This window comes from Streptomyces spiralis, from assembly GCF_014654675.1.
Classification (GTDB): domain Bacteria; phylum Actinomycetota; class Actinomycetes; order Streptomycetales; family Streptomycetaceae; genus Streptomyces; species Streptomyces spiralis.
The window spans coordinates 200,341-213,792 of sequence record NZ_BNBC01000003.1 but is presented as its reverse complement, the minus strand read 5'-3'; the positions used below and the strand labels follow the sequence as shown (position 1 = coordinate 213,792).

Genomic DNA, 13,452 nt, shown 5'->3' with positions numbered 1-13,452 from the left:
AGCCGACCTGGCAGCGGCGGATGCTGGGCCGCCGCAGCATGAGCAAGCCCGACAAGATCGCGTACTACCTCGCCTGCGCCCCGCTGGCGGCCACTGTCGTAGAAGTACGAGGTCCGCCACTACATGCGATGGTGCCAGCACATTGCCGCGTCGAGTTCGCGCAGCACGCGGTAGGCGTGGATGAGGAGCTTGCGGCCTCACCGCGAGCTGGCCGCCCTTCTTCGAGGCGTCCCTTTCGGGCTTGACCGCAGAAAGATCGACTCAGGGCGATCCCTGGGTGCGCCGTCGAGTATCTCGTCGCCAACGCACGGTCACCAGTAAGGAGGAGTTACTCGCGACAGGGGAGGGATCGGTCGGACCGATCACCAGATCATGTGATGCGCCTCAGTTCCTTGCCGTGCCATTCTGACCAGGCAGAAAACCAGTAGCCACGTTCCCCTCGCCCGTGCGGATGTCGGGTGTGTCCGGCAGCTCTTGCGGGCCTGCAGTGCGGGCGACGGCCGGCTCGCTGTCCGGGCCGTCAAGGACTTCGAGTCGCCGGTAGGAACCGAGCCCTCCGCAGGAAGGAACGGCCGCAGATGAGCGATCAGACGAAAGTGATGGTCCTGGGAGTGATCGCAGTCGTCCTCGGTGTCGGCCTTGTTCTCGTACTGCAGCATGCCTGCACGCACTGATGGACGGCGCTCCCGAGGCTCGCCTGGGCCTTCCTGAGGGGACGCCTTGGGCGTACGCCGTATTCGCCCCTGCTTTTTACGTGTGGCAAGGACTGGTTGGCGGCGGCCCGGATCCGCCGGGAGTCGGCCGACGACCGCCTCACCACACAGGGCACCGCCTTGGCTTCGCTTCCGCCTCAACTCAGCGGTACCCCGAGCGGTGTTCGGCGCGGGCCACCAGGCTGCGTTCGAGATCGGGTCGCCGGTGAGCCGGTGAGTCGAGGAACCACGTCGGTGACCACGGCCGGGGGCACGCGGCGAACGCCGAGGCGTGCGCGGCGACGTGCGCGGCGATCCGGTCGGCCAGGGCGGGGTCGGCCGTGTGCTCACGGAACTCGCGCAGATAGCGTTCGACCATGCGGGCCATGTGCGCGGAGTTGTCCAGCAGAGGGTCGCGGCTCTCACCGTGGACGTAGCCGTAACCATGGGCGGGGACGGCGTGCAGGCGCCCCAGCACCTGACCGAGCCGCCGGTAGACCTCATGGCGCTGAGCGCACGTGAGTTCGTCGTCGGCGGCCGCGAGCGTACGGCCCGGACAGAGCGAGGAGATGACACACGGACGCCCTGCGAGCGCCCCGGCGGACCTGCTGAACGCCAGCACGCGCGGCGAGATGTCGATGCCGTGATCCGTCAGGAACCTCAGGGCACGCGCCTCCTTGGACGCGAGCCGCAGGTCGTCGGTCCCGTAGATCTTCAGCACGACCGGCAACGAATCGGCGTGCGCGAACTCGATGCAATACGCGCCGGTGACCGACCCCTCGGCGAACCGGGAGACGGCGCGCACCGGGCCGTACGCGGGCAGCAGGCCGGCGCAGAGTTCGCCTGCGCTTTCCACGGTCGGATCGTCGGGTGTCCGGGGACCCTACGGGGGTTCCGCCCCGATCTGCCACGGAATATGTGCGGGGGCTCGCCGCCCTGGCTCACAGCAGGGCGGTCAGCTTCTCCACGCTGCGGGCTCCCTCACGCCGTACGCCCACCGGGACCAGTGCGGCACGGGACGGCAGCCGGACGCCTCCGGTGAACGCCACCCGTGTGCCCAGGCCCTCGGGTGTCGCCGCCACGCCGATCAGCAGGAACCGGCTCTGCAGCCAGCACCAGCCCGGCCGCTGCACTCCGCGCAGCCGGGCCCCCATGCCGTACCTGCTGCGCGCCAGCGCCTCGACGCGCTCGCCCTGCCGGCGGACGACCCGCAGCCGCCGCATGTCGGTCACGACCTGTCCGAACCCGCCCTCCAGGTCGCCCAGCAGGGACCAGACCCGCTCGAAGGGTGCGTCGAGGTACGCCTCGGTCACCTGGGCGCCGCGGACACCGGCGGCCAGGGCGTGCAGACGGCGTACCGGGTCGAGGTCGGTGGTGGGCCAGAGCTCGTTCATGACGTCCACGCCTTCCGGAAGGTGTCGCGGGCCCGGTGCAGCCGCGACTTGACGGTGCCCGTGCGCACACCGAGCAGTGCCGCGGCGGTGCGCTCGTCCAGGCCCTCCACGTCACGCAGCATCAGCACCGCCCGGTGCTCGGGGGAGAGCCGGTCCAGTACGTCCCTGATGTCGGCGGCCAGTTGGGGGTCGCCCCGGGCGGGGAGCGCGCTGAGGTCGGCCGGTACGGTGCGGGCGGCACGGTGCGCGACGCGGACCGCCTCGCGCACCGCGATGGCACGGACCCAACCGCGCAGGGCGCCCGGGTCCTTCAGGGTGCGCAGCGATCTGAAGACCGCCACCAGGGCCTCCTGCGCCGCGTCCGCTCCCTGGTCCAGGGCGATGGCCGAGCAGACGCGGCCCACGTACGGGGCGAGCAGGTCCACCAGCTCGGCCATGGCGAGCGTGTCGCCTCGCTGCGCGGCTCGCACGAGCCGGACCGATCGGTCGTCGGATCGCTCATCGGGCACGTGCCTCATCCTTCCACCGCGCCACGCGCAGGGCGGCGATCGCCAGGACGGCGCACAGCGGGGTGTAGAGCGCGAGGTTCAGCCAGTAGAAGGCGGTGCCTGTCTCCTTGGCGAACAGCCAGTAGATTCCCGCGAGGGCGCGCAGCGAGAGACCCGCGGACACGGCCAGGGCGCCGAGGCGGAGGACCAGCCTGCCGGGGCGGCGGGAGTGGCCGACGACGAGGGCGGCGCCGGTGAGCAGGAGGGCGACGAGCGGAAGCAGGACCGGCGGTGTGAACGGCACGTCCGTACCGAGAACCGCTTCGGACAGGCTGCTGTCGTCGGTCGCGGGCCAGGTGGCGCCCGTCGTCCAGTACAGGTGCAGCAGCGCGTCCGCGACGAGCACCGAGGCGACGAGCGCGGCGGCGCGGGCGGGGGCGGGGGCGGGTGCGTCGGGCCGGTACGGCATGGGGTCCTCCTGCGGGACTTCGGTGATCCGTCACCCACCAGAGGGACCGTCCCTGCGAAACGTTCCGCCGGTGTACGGAAATTCTGTGAGGAGGTGGCCAGGTCCATCGCGGAGGCGCGAAGGGGCGGCGGACGTGTGGCACACGATCCGCCGCCCCAACGGTGGCCGCGGACGCCCCCTAGTGGACGGCGGGCTTCACAGGGCAGGTGGCCTTCGGTCCGCCCTTGCCCTTCTGGGCCGGCTCGGGATGCAGCTTGGCCGGCGGGACCTGCTTGCCGTTCACGTAGATCTTCCCGTCCACGGCCTTGACGACGATCTTCGGCGTGCCGGCCTTGGGCTTCTTCAGCACCGGACCGTCCCCCTTGCCGCCGCCCTCGACGGCGCACACGACGACGGCGCCCTTGCCGCCCTTGCCCGCAACGGGCGGCACGGGCAGCGGCCCGCAGGAGTTCTTGAACTTGCTCTTCAGCCCGGCCTTGGAAACCTCCTTGCCGTTGACGTAGACCTTCCCGTCCACGAGCCTGACGGTGGTCTTCGCCGGCGCGCCCTTGGCCGGACCGCGCTTGGCGTGGCAGACGACGACAACCTCGCGACCGTGCCCCTTGGCCTTGGCCGCGGCCACCGTGCCGTACTCGACGCGCGAGCCGGTGGAGCCGGCGGCGCCGCTCGCCGAGGCCGTCGTCACCCCTGCCATGCCGAGCCCCGCTGTGAGGGCGACGGCGGCGAGGACCCGAGTCTTGTTCATGCTCTGCTCCACTTCCGTGGATCGGTTGATCGGACACCGCACACCGTGATCCACTCCACCTGAAGCCAACCTGAAGAACACACAGATGATCTTCATGTTCGCTTCAGCCGCGCGGCGCATGCTGCTGCTGTGCGCGTACTGGTGGTGGAAGACGAAGCAAGGCTGGCGGCGCTGCTGAGGGAGGGCCTGACCCGAGAGGGCTTCGCGGTCGACGTCGCCCATGACGGCCGCGAGGGCCTGTGGCTGGCGACCGAGCAGCCCTACGACGTGATCGTCCTCGACGTCATGCTGCCGTCGATGCACGGCTACAGGATCTGCGCCGAGCTGCGCGAGTGCGGCAACTGGACCCCGATCCTGATGCTGACCGCGAAGGACGGCGAGTACGACGAGGCGGAGGCGCTGGACACCGGCGCCGACGACTACCTGACCAAGCCGTTCTCCTTCGTGGTGCTCCTGGCCCGGCTACGGGCGCTGGCACGCCGCGCGGTCCGCGAGCGGCCGACGGCACTGTCGGTAGGGGATCTGACCGTCGACCCGGCGGGCCTGAAGTGCAGCCGAGGAGACGTACGCATCGCGCTGACCCCCAAGGAGTTCGCGGTCCTGCACTGCCTGGCACGGCACGCCGGCGAGGTGGTCACCAAGTCCGAACTCCTCTGCAGAGCCTGGGACTTCGCCTACGACGGCGACTCGAACGTCGTCGAGGTGTACATCAGCGCCCTGCGTCGCAAGATCGACAAACCCTTCGGCCGCACGACGCTGCGCACGGTGCGGGGCGCGGGCTACCGCCTGGAGGCGTGACGATGGGAGTACGGCTTCGTACGACGCTGATGGCCACCGCGGCGGTCGCGGTGGCCCTCTTCCTGGCCGCGGCCGCCCTGTTCGCCACGCTCGATGCCAGCCTGGCCGACTCCACCCGCCTGACGGCGCTTCAGGACGCCAAGGCGAAGGCGGCCTACCTGAAGGGGCGGGCCGACAGCGGGACCGTGACGAAGTACGGGTTGATCGCGCCAGGGGATCCCGGATGGGCCGGCTCCCCACCGACCGGCGTCGAGGACACCCAGGGCAAGGTGGTGGTCACGAAGGTCGTCGAGACGGCGAACGGCCCGGTGACGGTGACGGGTACGGCCTCCACGGCCCCCGCCCGAGCGGCCATGACCACCCTGAAAGACGTACTGGTCCCCGGCGTCCCGGCCCTTCTCGCCCTCGTCGCCCTCTTCACCTGGCTCACGGTCGGCCGGGTCCTGCGCCCCGTCTCCGCGATCAGGGCGAAGGTCGCCGACATCACGGCGTACGACCTGCACGAACGCGTCCCCGAACCGCCCACGCGCGACGAGATCGCGGCCCTGGCCCGCACCGTCAACGCCACCCTGGACCGCCTGCGCACGGCCGTGGACGCACACCGCCAGTTCGTGGCCGACGCGGCGCACGAACTCCGCAGCCCGCTGACCGTCCTGCGAACCCGCCTGGAACTGGCCGGCCCGGAGGCGAAGGACCTGGCGGCGGAGGCCCTGGACGACGTGGACCGCCTCCAGTTGCTGACGGCCGACCTCCTGCTGCTGTCCCGCCTGGACGCCCGGGAGCCCCTGCGGGCCGTCCCGCTGGACCTCGCCCAACTGGTCGCCGAGGAAGCGGCCCGCACCCGCCCTCGCCCCGACGTCCGCGTCCACCTGGCCCTCACCTCGGACATCGAGGTCAACGGCGCCCCGGAACGCCTGCGCCGCCTGGTGACCAACCTCGTGGACAACGCGGTACGCCACGCCACGACGACGGTCACGGTCCGCCTCACCACCCGCGAGCATCACGCGATCCTCGATGTGACGGACGACGGTCCGGGCATCCCCCCGGAACACCACGACACCGTCTTCGACCGCTTCACCCGTCTCGACCACGCCCGCGCCCGGGACACGGGGGGCTCGGGCCTCGGGCTTCCGATCGCGCGGGACATCGCGCGGGCACACGGGGGGACGCTCTGCGTGGTAGCGGGCGACCCGGGTGCGGGTGCACGACTGCGGGCGTGTATCCCCCGGGCGTAAGAAGGAGCCCCGGGACGCAGGCGGGGCGCGGGGCGCCGTTCGGATCCAGCCGCGCCCGGCCGCCCCGCCGCGGCCTCGATCTCGGCGGCGTGAGCCTCCCGGCGAAAGCTCGACTGCAGGTGCCCTGCCGTGGCGTCAGCCCTGCCGCCGCACGCGCGAGTTGGAGAAGTGATCCGGGCCACCGGCGAGAACCGGCCAACTCAACAACACTTAACTATTAATCCTAATTAATGAATACGATCGGAGGCGGGTTCATCGGACGACCACGGTCTTCATGTGATCTGCTCACCAACCGACGAACGGAGTCCAGCCATGCGGGTTCCATGGGACGAACGGAGTGCTGCCCTGCGGGTTCCAAGGGCGAGACCAGAGCTGTCCCGCCGACGGCTGCTCGCGCTGGGCGGCGGGGGTGCCGGGCTGCTCGCCCTGAACAGGCTGCCCGCCGGGCAGGGGAGTGGTGCCGTCAGGCTGCCCGACCACCCCTTCCGGCTCGGCGTGGCCTCGGGCGATCCCACCCCCGACGGTGTCGTGCTGTGGACCCGGCTGGCACCGGTCCCGCTCGCCGAAGACGGGCTCGCGGGCATGCCGCGCCGGACCGTACCGGTGCGCTGGGAGATCGCCGAGGACAGTGCGATGCGCCGGGTGATCCGCCGTGGCACCGTCACGGCGGATCCCGACTGGGCGCACTCGGTGCACGTGGAGGTCGGCGGGCTGCGGCCGGGGCGCGAGTACTGGTACCGGTTCGAGGCGGCCGGCGAGATCAGCGACGTGGGCCGGACCAGGACCGCCCCGCCGCGCGACGCCGCGACCCCTCTCAGCCTCGCCTTCGTCTCCTGTCAGGCGTACGACGCCGGCTTCTACACCGCCTACCGGCACCTGGCCGACCAGGACCTCGACGCGGTCGTCCACCTCGGCGACTTCATCTACGAGGGCGGCATCAACGCGACCGCCGGAGTACGCGGCATCCCGCTGTCGGCCGCCCACTCCCTCGAGACCATCACCCTGGAGCAGTACCGCCTGCGCCACGCCCTCATCGGCTCCGACCCCGACCTCATAGCCGCCCGCCAGGCCGCGCCGTTCGTCGCGATGGTCGACGACCACGACGTGCAGGACAACTGGGCCGGTCCGAGCGAGCCGACGGGTGCGACGCCGGAGAACTTCCTGCGCCGTCGCGCCGCCGCGCTGCGCGCCTTCTACGAGCACCTGCCCCTGCGCCGGTCCTCCCTGCCTCGTGCGTACGACATGGCGCTGTACCGGCGGTTGGACCTCGGCGCGCTGGCGACGCTGTTCGTCCTGGACGAGCGCCAGTTCCGCAGTCCCGAGAACATCGGTGAGCGCGACGACCCGCGCCGCACGATGCTCGGGGCCGCCCAGGAGCGCTGGCTGCTCGACGGCCTGGGCGGCTCGCGGGCCACCTGGAACGTACTGGCCAACCAGGTGATGATGTTTCAGCTCGACCGGCTCACGGACCCCGGACTGCAGCAGCTCAACCCCGACACCTGGGACGGCTATGCCACCGCGCGCGAGCGGCTGCTGCACGGAATCGTCGAGCGCAAGGTCGCCAATCCGATCGTCATGTCGGGCGACGCTCACTTCAACTGCGCCGCCGACCTCAAGGCCGACTTCGACGACCCCGACTCGCCCGTCGTCGCCTCGGAATTCCTCGGCACCTCCATCACCTCCGGCCAGGACGGCTCAGACATGACCACCGGCGGCAAGGAGTGGCTGGCCGCCAACCCGCATCTGAAGTTCTACAACAACCAGCGCGGCTACGTGCGCTGCCGGGTGACGCCCACCGAATGGACCACCGACTACCTGGTGATGGACAAGGTGACCAGGCCCGGCGGAACCACCTCGCTGCGCGCGTCGTTCGTCGTCGAAGCCGGCCGGAGGGGACTGCAGAATGCGTGAGGTCGCGATACACCCGCCCCGCAAGAGACGGCGCCAGACGGCATGGCTCATGCCCGCGCTGGCCGCCGTCCTCGTCGCCGCCACGGTCGGCCTGGCCGACCTGCACCGGTTCGGCCCGGACAACGCGCGGTCGTCCTCGAACGCCGGCGCCCTCGTGGTCTCCGCGGACCTGCAGGACGCCGTCCGTCCGGCCGATGCCGCCGACACCCACGACCTCGACACCTTCGTCCGGCGTCTGACGGCGAGCACCCCGCGTCCGCCGGATGTGCTGCTGCTGACCGAGGTGCTCGGGCCCGGCGCACACCGGATCGCCGACCGGCTCACGGCCGCCACCGGCAAGGGCTACCAGGTGCTGCTGGCGCCGGGCCGCTCCGCGTTCCTCGCGGACGGCGCGGTGCGTGAGTCGGCGATCGTCGTCAACACCACGACCATGCGGGTCGCCGACAAGGGCCGATTCGTACGCGTCCAGGGCGAGGACCAGGCATCCGCGGCCGTCACGCAGAAGGCCACCGGCCTGCGGCTGTCGCTGATCAGCGCCCATGCCGCCGGCGATCCGCTGCCGGCCGCCCAGCAACTGCACACCGTCGCGGCCGGCCTGGCCGGCACCGCCGGACCGCAGGACGCCGTACCGGTGCTCGGCGGCGACTACCGGGCCGGCCGCTGCGTCGACCCGAGCGCCTACCAGCCCGTCGACTGCGCCGCCCAGGCCTTCTGGACGACGCTGACCAGCACCTACGGCTACGACGACGCCTTCTTCGCCCGCTCGGCCGCGCCGACGCTGAAGAACACCGCCTATGTCTTCGCCCGAGGGAACGTGACGGACGCGTACGTCGACACCGCATACGACGAGGCCCTGCCGTCGGCGGACCGCGCCGCGTGCAAGCAGGCGTTCGACGCGGGCCGGTCGGCCTCCGCGCCGCCGAAGTGCCGGAGCATGTACTACGCCGACGCGCCCTTCGGGTGGGCGGTGGTGCGGGCCGGGCAGCCGGTACGGCGCTCGGTGGCCCCGGCGAGTGTCACGCTGGACCGCTGCGAACTCGGCGTGCGCAAGGGTGCCGCGCTCGCCCGCGTGGTGAACGGCACCGGCCAGGGCATCACCGACGACGTCACCGTGGACGCGCCGGCACCGCTGCAGGTCACCCCGGGGTCCGGCAGCCTCACCGTGCCCGCGGGCCAGGCACGCACCCTGCCGCTGAAGGTGACGGCACCTCAGCAGAGCGCCGTCGGCACCTATGACGTCAGGGTGACGATCGGTCAGCTCACCACGGAGCTGCCGGTGTCCGCGCCGTCGCAGTGCACCGAGCCGCCGGTGGTGGCGACGAGCTACCACTCCGGCTTCCCGCCCGTGAACGCCGTCGACGGGGACATCAACACCTTCTGGCACTCCGAATACTCCCCGCCCACCCCGCTGCCCCAGTCGATCACCCTGAATCTCGAGGACAGCCGACAGGTGAGCAAGCTGATCTACCAGCCCCGCTTCGACGGGAACCTCAACGGCACCATCACCGGCTACAACGTCTACGTCAGCACCGACGGCCAGGCCTTCACCAAGGTGGCCGGCGGCACCTGGGCCGCCGACGCACGCCTGAAGACGGCCACCTTCACGCCGGTCACGGCCCGGTACGTACGACTGGAGGCCATCTCGGCCAGCGGCGGCTCCTACTGCTCCGCGGCCGAGATCACCGCCGGCTAGGCACCGCCCTCACCACCGGCTCCCACCGGATCTCGCCGGTCCGCCCCCTTGCGGACCGGCGAGATCCGCACCCACCGACCCCCACCGTCCCCGTACTGTCAGGTCCACATCATCCAAGGTGGTATCCATGAAAAAGACGATCAACGGCGTGATCAGACGCCTGCTCGCGGTGGCCGCCCTCGCCACCGCCACCGCCGTCCTTCCCGCGCCGGCCCACGCCGCGACGCCCGTCAGCACCGCGTACTTCAACAACCCGAACATCGCGGACCAGAAGACCGTGATCCAGGACCAGATCGTCTCCCTGATCAACGGCGCCCCGGCAGGCTCGCTGGTCCGCATGGCCATGTTCTACGCCGACGACCCGACCATCCCGAACGCGCTGGTCGCGGCCAAGAACCGCGGCGTCAACGTACAGGCCGTCTTCAGCAACAAGGAAACCGGGATGGCCCCGTACCAGACGCTGGTCTCCGGGCTGGGCACCAATCTCTCCGCCTCGTCGTGGGTGCTGGCGTGCGGCGCCGGCAGAGGATGCATAGGACAGCGCACCCTCGGCTCCACCGAGGCCATCAACCACAACAAGTTCTTCCTGTTCTCCAGCACGAACGGCGCCACCAACGTCGTGGTGCAGTCGTCGGCGAACCTGCACACCGGCCGGGACGGCCTGGGTGGCTGGAACAACGCGCTGATGCTGGTGGGGAACACCGGCATCTACAACGCCTACAGCGGCTACTTCTCGGACCTGAAGGCCCAGCAGCGCAACGACGACTACTACAACACCGGCCGGGTTCCGGTGGCGTCCGGCAACGCGAAGATCCACTTCTTCCCGCGGCACGAGTCGAGCGGGGCCTCGAGCCCCTACAGCGACCCGTCCACGGACACCATCGAGACGGTCCTCGACCATGTGAAGTGCACCGGGAACACAACGGTGGGGACGAACGACGGCACCCACCGGACGATCATCCGGGTGGCCATGGACATCTTCAGCCGCAGCTACCTGGCGCAGAAGCTGGCCGCCCTGGACAACCAGGGCTGCTACGTCGAGGTCGCGGAGACCTACGACCCCACCGACTCCAACCAGAACGCCGCCATGAGCGCCCTGCTCAAGGCGACGTCGAGCGCGTACAACGGCGTGGCGGTCCACTACTACTGCACCGACAACGCCGCCTCGGGCAGCCAGAAGGACCACACCAACGTGTGGATCCACTCGAAGTACATCCAGGTCGAGGGCAACTACTACGACGTCCCGGACCGCTCGATCACCTGGACCGGAAGCGCCAACTTCAGCTACAACTCGCTCCGCCAGAGCGACGAGACGGTCCTGCAGTACGAGGACACCAGCCCGGCGGCCGCCGGCTCCGTCTTCGACGCCTACCGCACCAACTTCCGCACCATCCGTGACGCGTCGAACATCTACAGCGCCGCCAACGGCACCACCGCCACCTGCAGCTGACAGGTGCCGCTGAAGACGGCGCGAACGCGTGCCCGCACGGCACGCCCGGGCACCGCCGGTCTTCGGCGCAGCGTCGATGACCGCGGGCGGCGATGCCTCGCCGCCCGTACCGCGCCGGATCCGTGCGACGGAGCGGCGGGCGCAGTGACCGGGATCGGACGGTTCCACGCGTCGTCCGTGTCGCGCTCAGGACGCCGCCGCGGTCATCGCCCGCTCCCGGGATGCAGCGTCCACACCGACGGGTAACGTAGAAGACGCAGAGGCACACGGCCGACACCGGCCGAGGCGGGAGACGCATCCCTTCTGTCACACCGTGGTACGCGGGGTGGTGACCGATGGCGGCGGGCGAGAAGCGGCGAGACAGCGAGGCCGCGCCGTCGCCGGAGACGGAAGGAGCGATGGTGGGTACAGCACCAGAGACCTTGCAGCATGCGGAACCGACGCGGGAAGAGGCCCGCGACAGCGAGCGCTCATGGTTCCTCGACACCGACACCGGGGAGCTGAAGCCGGACGAGCCGGACCAGCGGTCCGGTCGCGACCCGCAGAGCGGGCCGCGCGCCGTCAGGGTGTCCCGCTGGACCTTCGATTGACCGAGCTGCCCGAGGACCGCGTCTGGGCCCGGCACCGGCGGCGTACGGGCTCGGTTCTGATCGTCGGTGCGGGAGCGGTGGGCGGATTCCTGGCCGAAGAGCTGGCACGGATCGGGTTCAGTCCGCTTCGGCTGATCGATCCCGACACGCTCGAGGTCGAGAACCTGGTCCGGCACCCGCTCGGTGCCGGCGCCCTGGGACGGCCCAAAGCGCCCGCACTGGCCGAGAAGATCCGCCGCGACTTCCCGCCGTGCGACAGCACCGGTCTGCGCGCCGACTTCCTCGCGCTGCCGGCCGACCGGCAGCGGATGCTGGTGGGCGACGCCGACGTGGTGGTGGCCGCGACCGACTCGGCGGCGTGCCAACGGCACGTCAACCGGGTCGCGTTGTCGGTCGGCAGACCCGCGGTGTACCCGGCACTCTGGGTGGATCCCCGGATCCGTGACGCCGAGGTCGGCGAGATCCTGTGGGTGCTCCCCGGCAGGCGTACGCCCTGCTACGAGTGCGCGGCGGCGTTCCGGCGCGCGGCGTCCGACACCGAGGCCGCGCGTGGCGCCCGGGTGGACATCCAGCTGGTCTCCCTGGTCACGGCACACGTCGTGGCCGCGCTGGCTCACCCCGGCGACGACGTCTCGGCGATCCTCGACCGCGGGCGCACCGCCATCTACCTCCATGGATTCACCCCCACCTCCGTCGGCGTGCGGCCCGTCTTCCCCACCTCGGGGCTGAGCAGCCGCAGCGTCCGGGTCCCCTTCCCGGTGCGGCCCTGCGCCGCGTGCCGCGGCTGGCGTTACGTGGCCACGTCCGAGGCGTCGGTCGCGGACGAAGCGGGTGAGCGGGGCCGCGTCGAGCGGCCGCGACCGGGTCGCCCGAGCGCCGTCGTCTTCGCCGCACTCCTTCTGATCACGATGGTGCTGTTCATCGTCGCGGTGGCCGAGGGCTCGCACACATGAGCCGCGCCTCTCCGTCGGCGAGCCGCCCCCACCACCCGGCCGACGGCGCTCGGAGCGAGTTCAGTAGCGGTGGCCGGGCCAGTGCGGGTCCTCCCAGCGAGCGAGACCGGTGAGTCCTATGAGCCGTATCCGGTGGAGCAGTTCCTCGGGCGCACCCTGGGCGCGCAGCCGTGCGGGCGCGTGACGGACCAGCCATCCCGCGAGTTCGGTGCGCAACGCGTCGGCGTCGTGCCATGTGTCCCAGGGAAGTTGGTCTCCCAGCAGGTCGTACTCCCAGTGGGCAGCGGCTTCGGCCAGATGCCGGTCGGCCACCGGATGGTCGAGCGCCTCCCAGGTACCGAGCCACGGGCCGAGCACGGAGGACGCCTCCGCGCACAGCGCGAGAACCTCGTACACGGGCACGGCGGGATCCGGTTCGATGAGACTGTGAGCCCACCAGGCACGCAGGAACTCCGACACCGCCGCGCTCTGGTGCGCGGGCCACTGCTGCCAGTGGCCACGCGTGAACGAGAGTCCGACCTCGTCCATGCCGAACAGGGGCTCCACAAGCCCGCCGACCAGTGCTCTGGCGAACTGGGGGAGGATGCGGCGCAGTACCGCGCCGTGGTCGGTCCAGTCGGGGGCACGCCATGTGCGATGCAGAAGGTCCGGATCGAGCTCCACGTCCGGGGTCTTCAACAGCGCGAGCTCTTCCTCGCTGCCCCAGTGGCAGTCGCACTGTGTCTCGTCACTGCGGGCGGTCATACCGCGGAAGGTGACGGCCAAGCTGTCCATGGCGCGGTCGAGTCGGAGTCGTGAGGGACCGTCGGGGAGGTTCATCGTCGGCACAGCCTTTGGGACTCCAGCCGGCTTCCACCGACCGAAGATCACAGCCTAGCGTTCCTGTCCGCCCGAGGCGAGCGAGATGGACGTCGGCACCTACGACGCCGGAACCGGGGACCTGGGCGAGGCGATTCTCGCCGGCACACCCTGACCTGACCCCGGTCCGCCGGCTCTCGCGAAAACCGGGTGCGGCCGCTCGCCCGGCCTTGGGA

The 13,452-nt window shown here is 70.9% G+C and carries 13 protein-coding genes; 7 read left to right on the top strand and 6 right to left on the bottom strand.

Going from position 1 to position 13,452, the window contains the following annotated elements; translation table 11 throughout:
• Positions 1-855 precede the first annotated feature (855 nt).
• The 5 genes from IE318_RS05255 to IE318_RS05235 all read right to left on the bottom strand — a co-directional run bounded on the left by IE318_RS05255 (position 856) and on the right by IE318_RS05235 (position 3,788).
• The gene (locus IE318_RS05255) at positions 856-1,548 is read right to left on the bottom strand and encodes a phosphotransferase family protein (protein ID WP_189896891.1); all 693 of its coding nucleotides are present in this window, start codon (positions 1,546-1,548) and stop codon (positions 856-858) included.
• 85 nt (positions 1,549-1,633) lie between these two features.
• The gene (locus tag IE318_RS05250) at positions 1,634-2,086 is read right to left on the bottom strand and encodes a hypothetical protein (protein ID WP_189896888.1); all 453 of its coding nucleotides are present in this window, start codon (positions 2,084-2,086) and stop codon (positions 1,634-1,636) included.
• The gene (locus tag IE318_RS05245; protein ID WP_189896886.1) at positions 2,083-2,604 is read right to left on the bottom strand and encodes an RNA polymerase sigma factor; all 522 of its coding nucleotides are present in this window, start codon (positions 2,602-2,604) and stop codon (positions 2,083-2,085) included. The genes IE318_RS05250 and IE318_RS05245 overlap by 4 nt, the downstream gene beginning before the upstream one ends.
• The gene (locus IE318_RS05240) at positions 2,585-3,043 is read right to left on the bottom strand and encodes a DUF3995 domain-containing protein (RefSeq protein ID WP_189896883.1); all 459 of its coding nucleotides are present in this window, start codon (positions 3,041-3,043) and stop codon (positions 2,585-2,587) included. The genes IE318_RS05245 and IE318_RS05240 overlap by 20 nt, the downstream gene beginning before the upstream one ends.
• Positions 3,044-3,221: 178 nt before the next feature.
• The gene (locus IE318_RS05235) at positions 3,222-3,788 is read right to left on the bottom strand and encodes an ExbD/TolR family protein (RefSeq protein WP_189896880.1); all 567 of its coding nucleotides are present in this window, start codon (positions 3,786-3,788) and stop codon (positions 3,222-3,224) included.
• A 129-nt stretch (positions 3,789-3,917) separates the two neighbouring features.
• Here IE318_RS05235 and IE318_RS05230 point away from each other — a divergent pair, with 129 nt between their 5' ends.
• The 7 genes from IE318_RS05230 (at position 3,918) to IE318_RS05200 (ending at position 12,418) form a co-directional block, all read left to right on the top strand.
• Entirely contained in the window at positions 3,918-4,586 is a 669-nt protein-coding gene (locus IE318_RS05230) for a response regulator transcription factor (protein ID WP_189896877.1), read from the top strand.
• Positions 4,587-4,588: 2 nt separating this feature from the next.
• Positions 4,589-5,821, top strand: coding sequence for a sensor histidine kinase (locus IE318_RS05225; RefSeq protein WP_189896875.1), 1,233 nt, complete (start codon positions 4,589-4,591; stop codon positions 5,819-5,821).
• Between the two features lie 312 nt (positions 5,822-6,133).
• Positions 6,134-7,732, top strand: coding sequence for an alkaline phosphatase D family protein (locus IE318_RS05220; protein ID WP_189896873.1), 1,599 nt, complete (start codon positions 6,134-6,136; stop codon positions 7,730-7,732).
• Between the two features lie 49 nt (positions 7,733-7,781).
• Positions 7,782-9,425, top strand: coding sequence for a discoidin domain-containing protein (locus tag IE318_RS05215; RefSeq protein ID WP_194717494.1), 1,644 nt, complete (start codon positions 7,782-7,784; stop codon positions 9,423-9,425).
• Between the two features lie 127 nt (positions 9,426-9,552).
• Positions 9,553-10,875 (top strand): phospholipase D-like domain-containing protein, encoded by a 1,323-nt coding sequence (locus IE318_RS05210; protein WP_189896869.1) that lies wholly within the window; start codon positions 9,553-9,555, stop codon positions 10,873-10,875.
• 335 nt (positions 10,876-11,210) lie between these two features.
• A complete protein-coding gene (locus tag IE318_RS05205) occupies positions 11,211-11,465 on the top strand; it encodes a hypothetical protein (protein WP_189896866.1) in 255 nt (84 codons plus the stop codon).
• On the top strand, positions 11,462-12,418 hold the full coding sequence (locus IE318_RS05200; protein WP_189896864.1) for a ThiF family adenylyltransferase: 957 nt from the start codon (positions 11,462-11,464) through the stop codon (positions 12,416-12,418). Before IE318_RS05205 ends, IE318_RS05200 begins: the two co-directional genes overlap by 4 nt.
• A 60-nt stretch (positions 12,419-12,478) precedes the next feature.
• On the opposite strand, the gene IE318_RS05195 is transcribed toward IE318_RS05200, so the two are convergent.
• Positions 12,479-13,237 (bottom strand): hypothetical protein, encoded by a 759-nt coding sequence (locus tag IE318_RS05195; protein WP_189896862.1) that lies wholly within the window; start codon positions 13,235-13,237, stop codon positions 12,479-12,481.
• Positions 13,238-13,452: the final 215 nt, after the last annotated feature.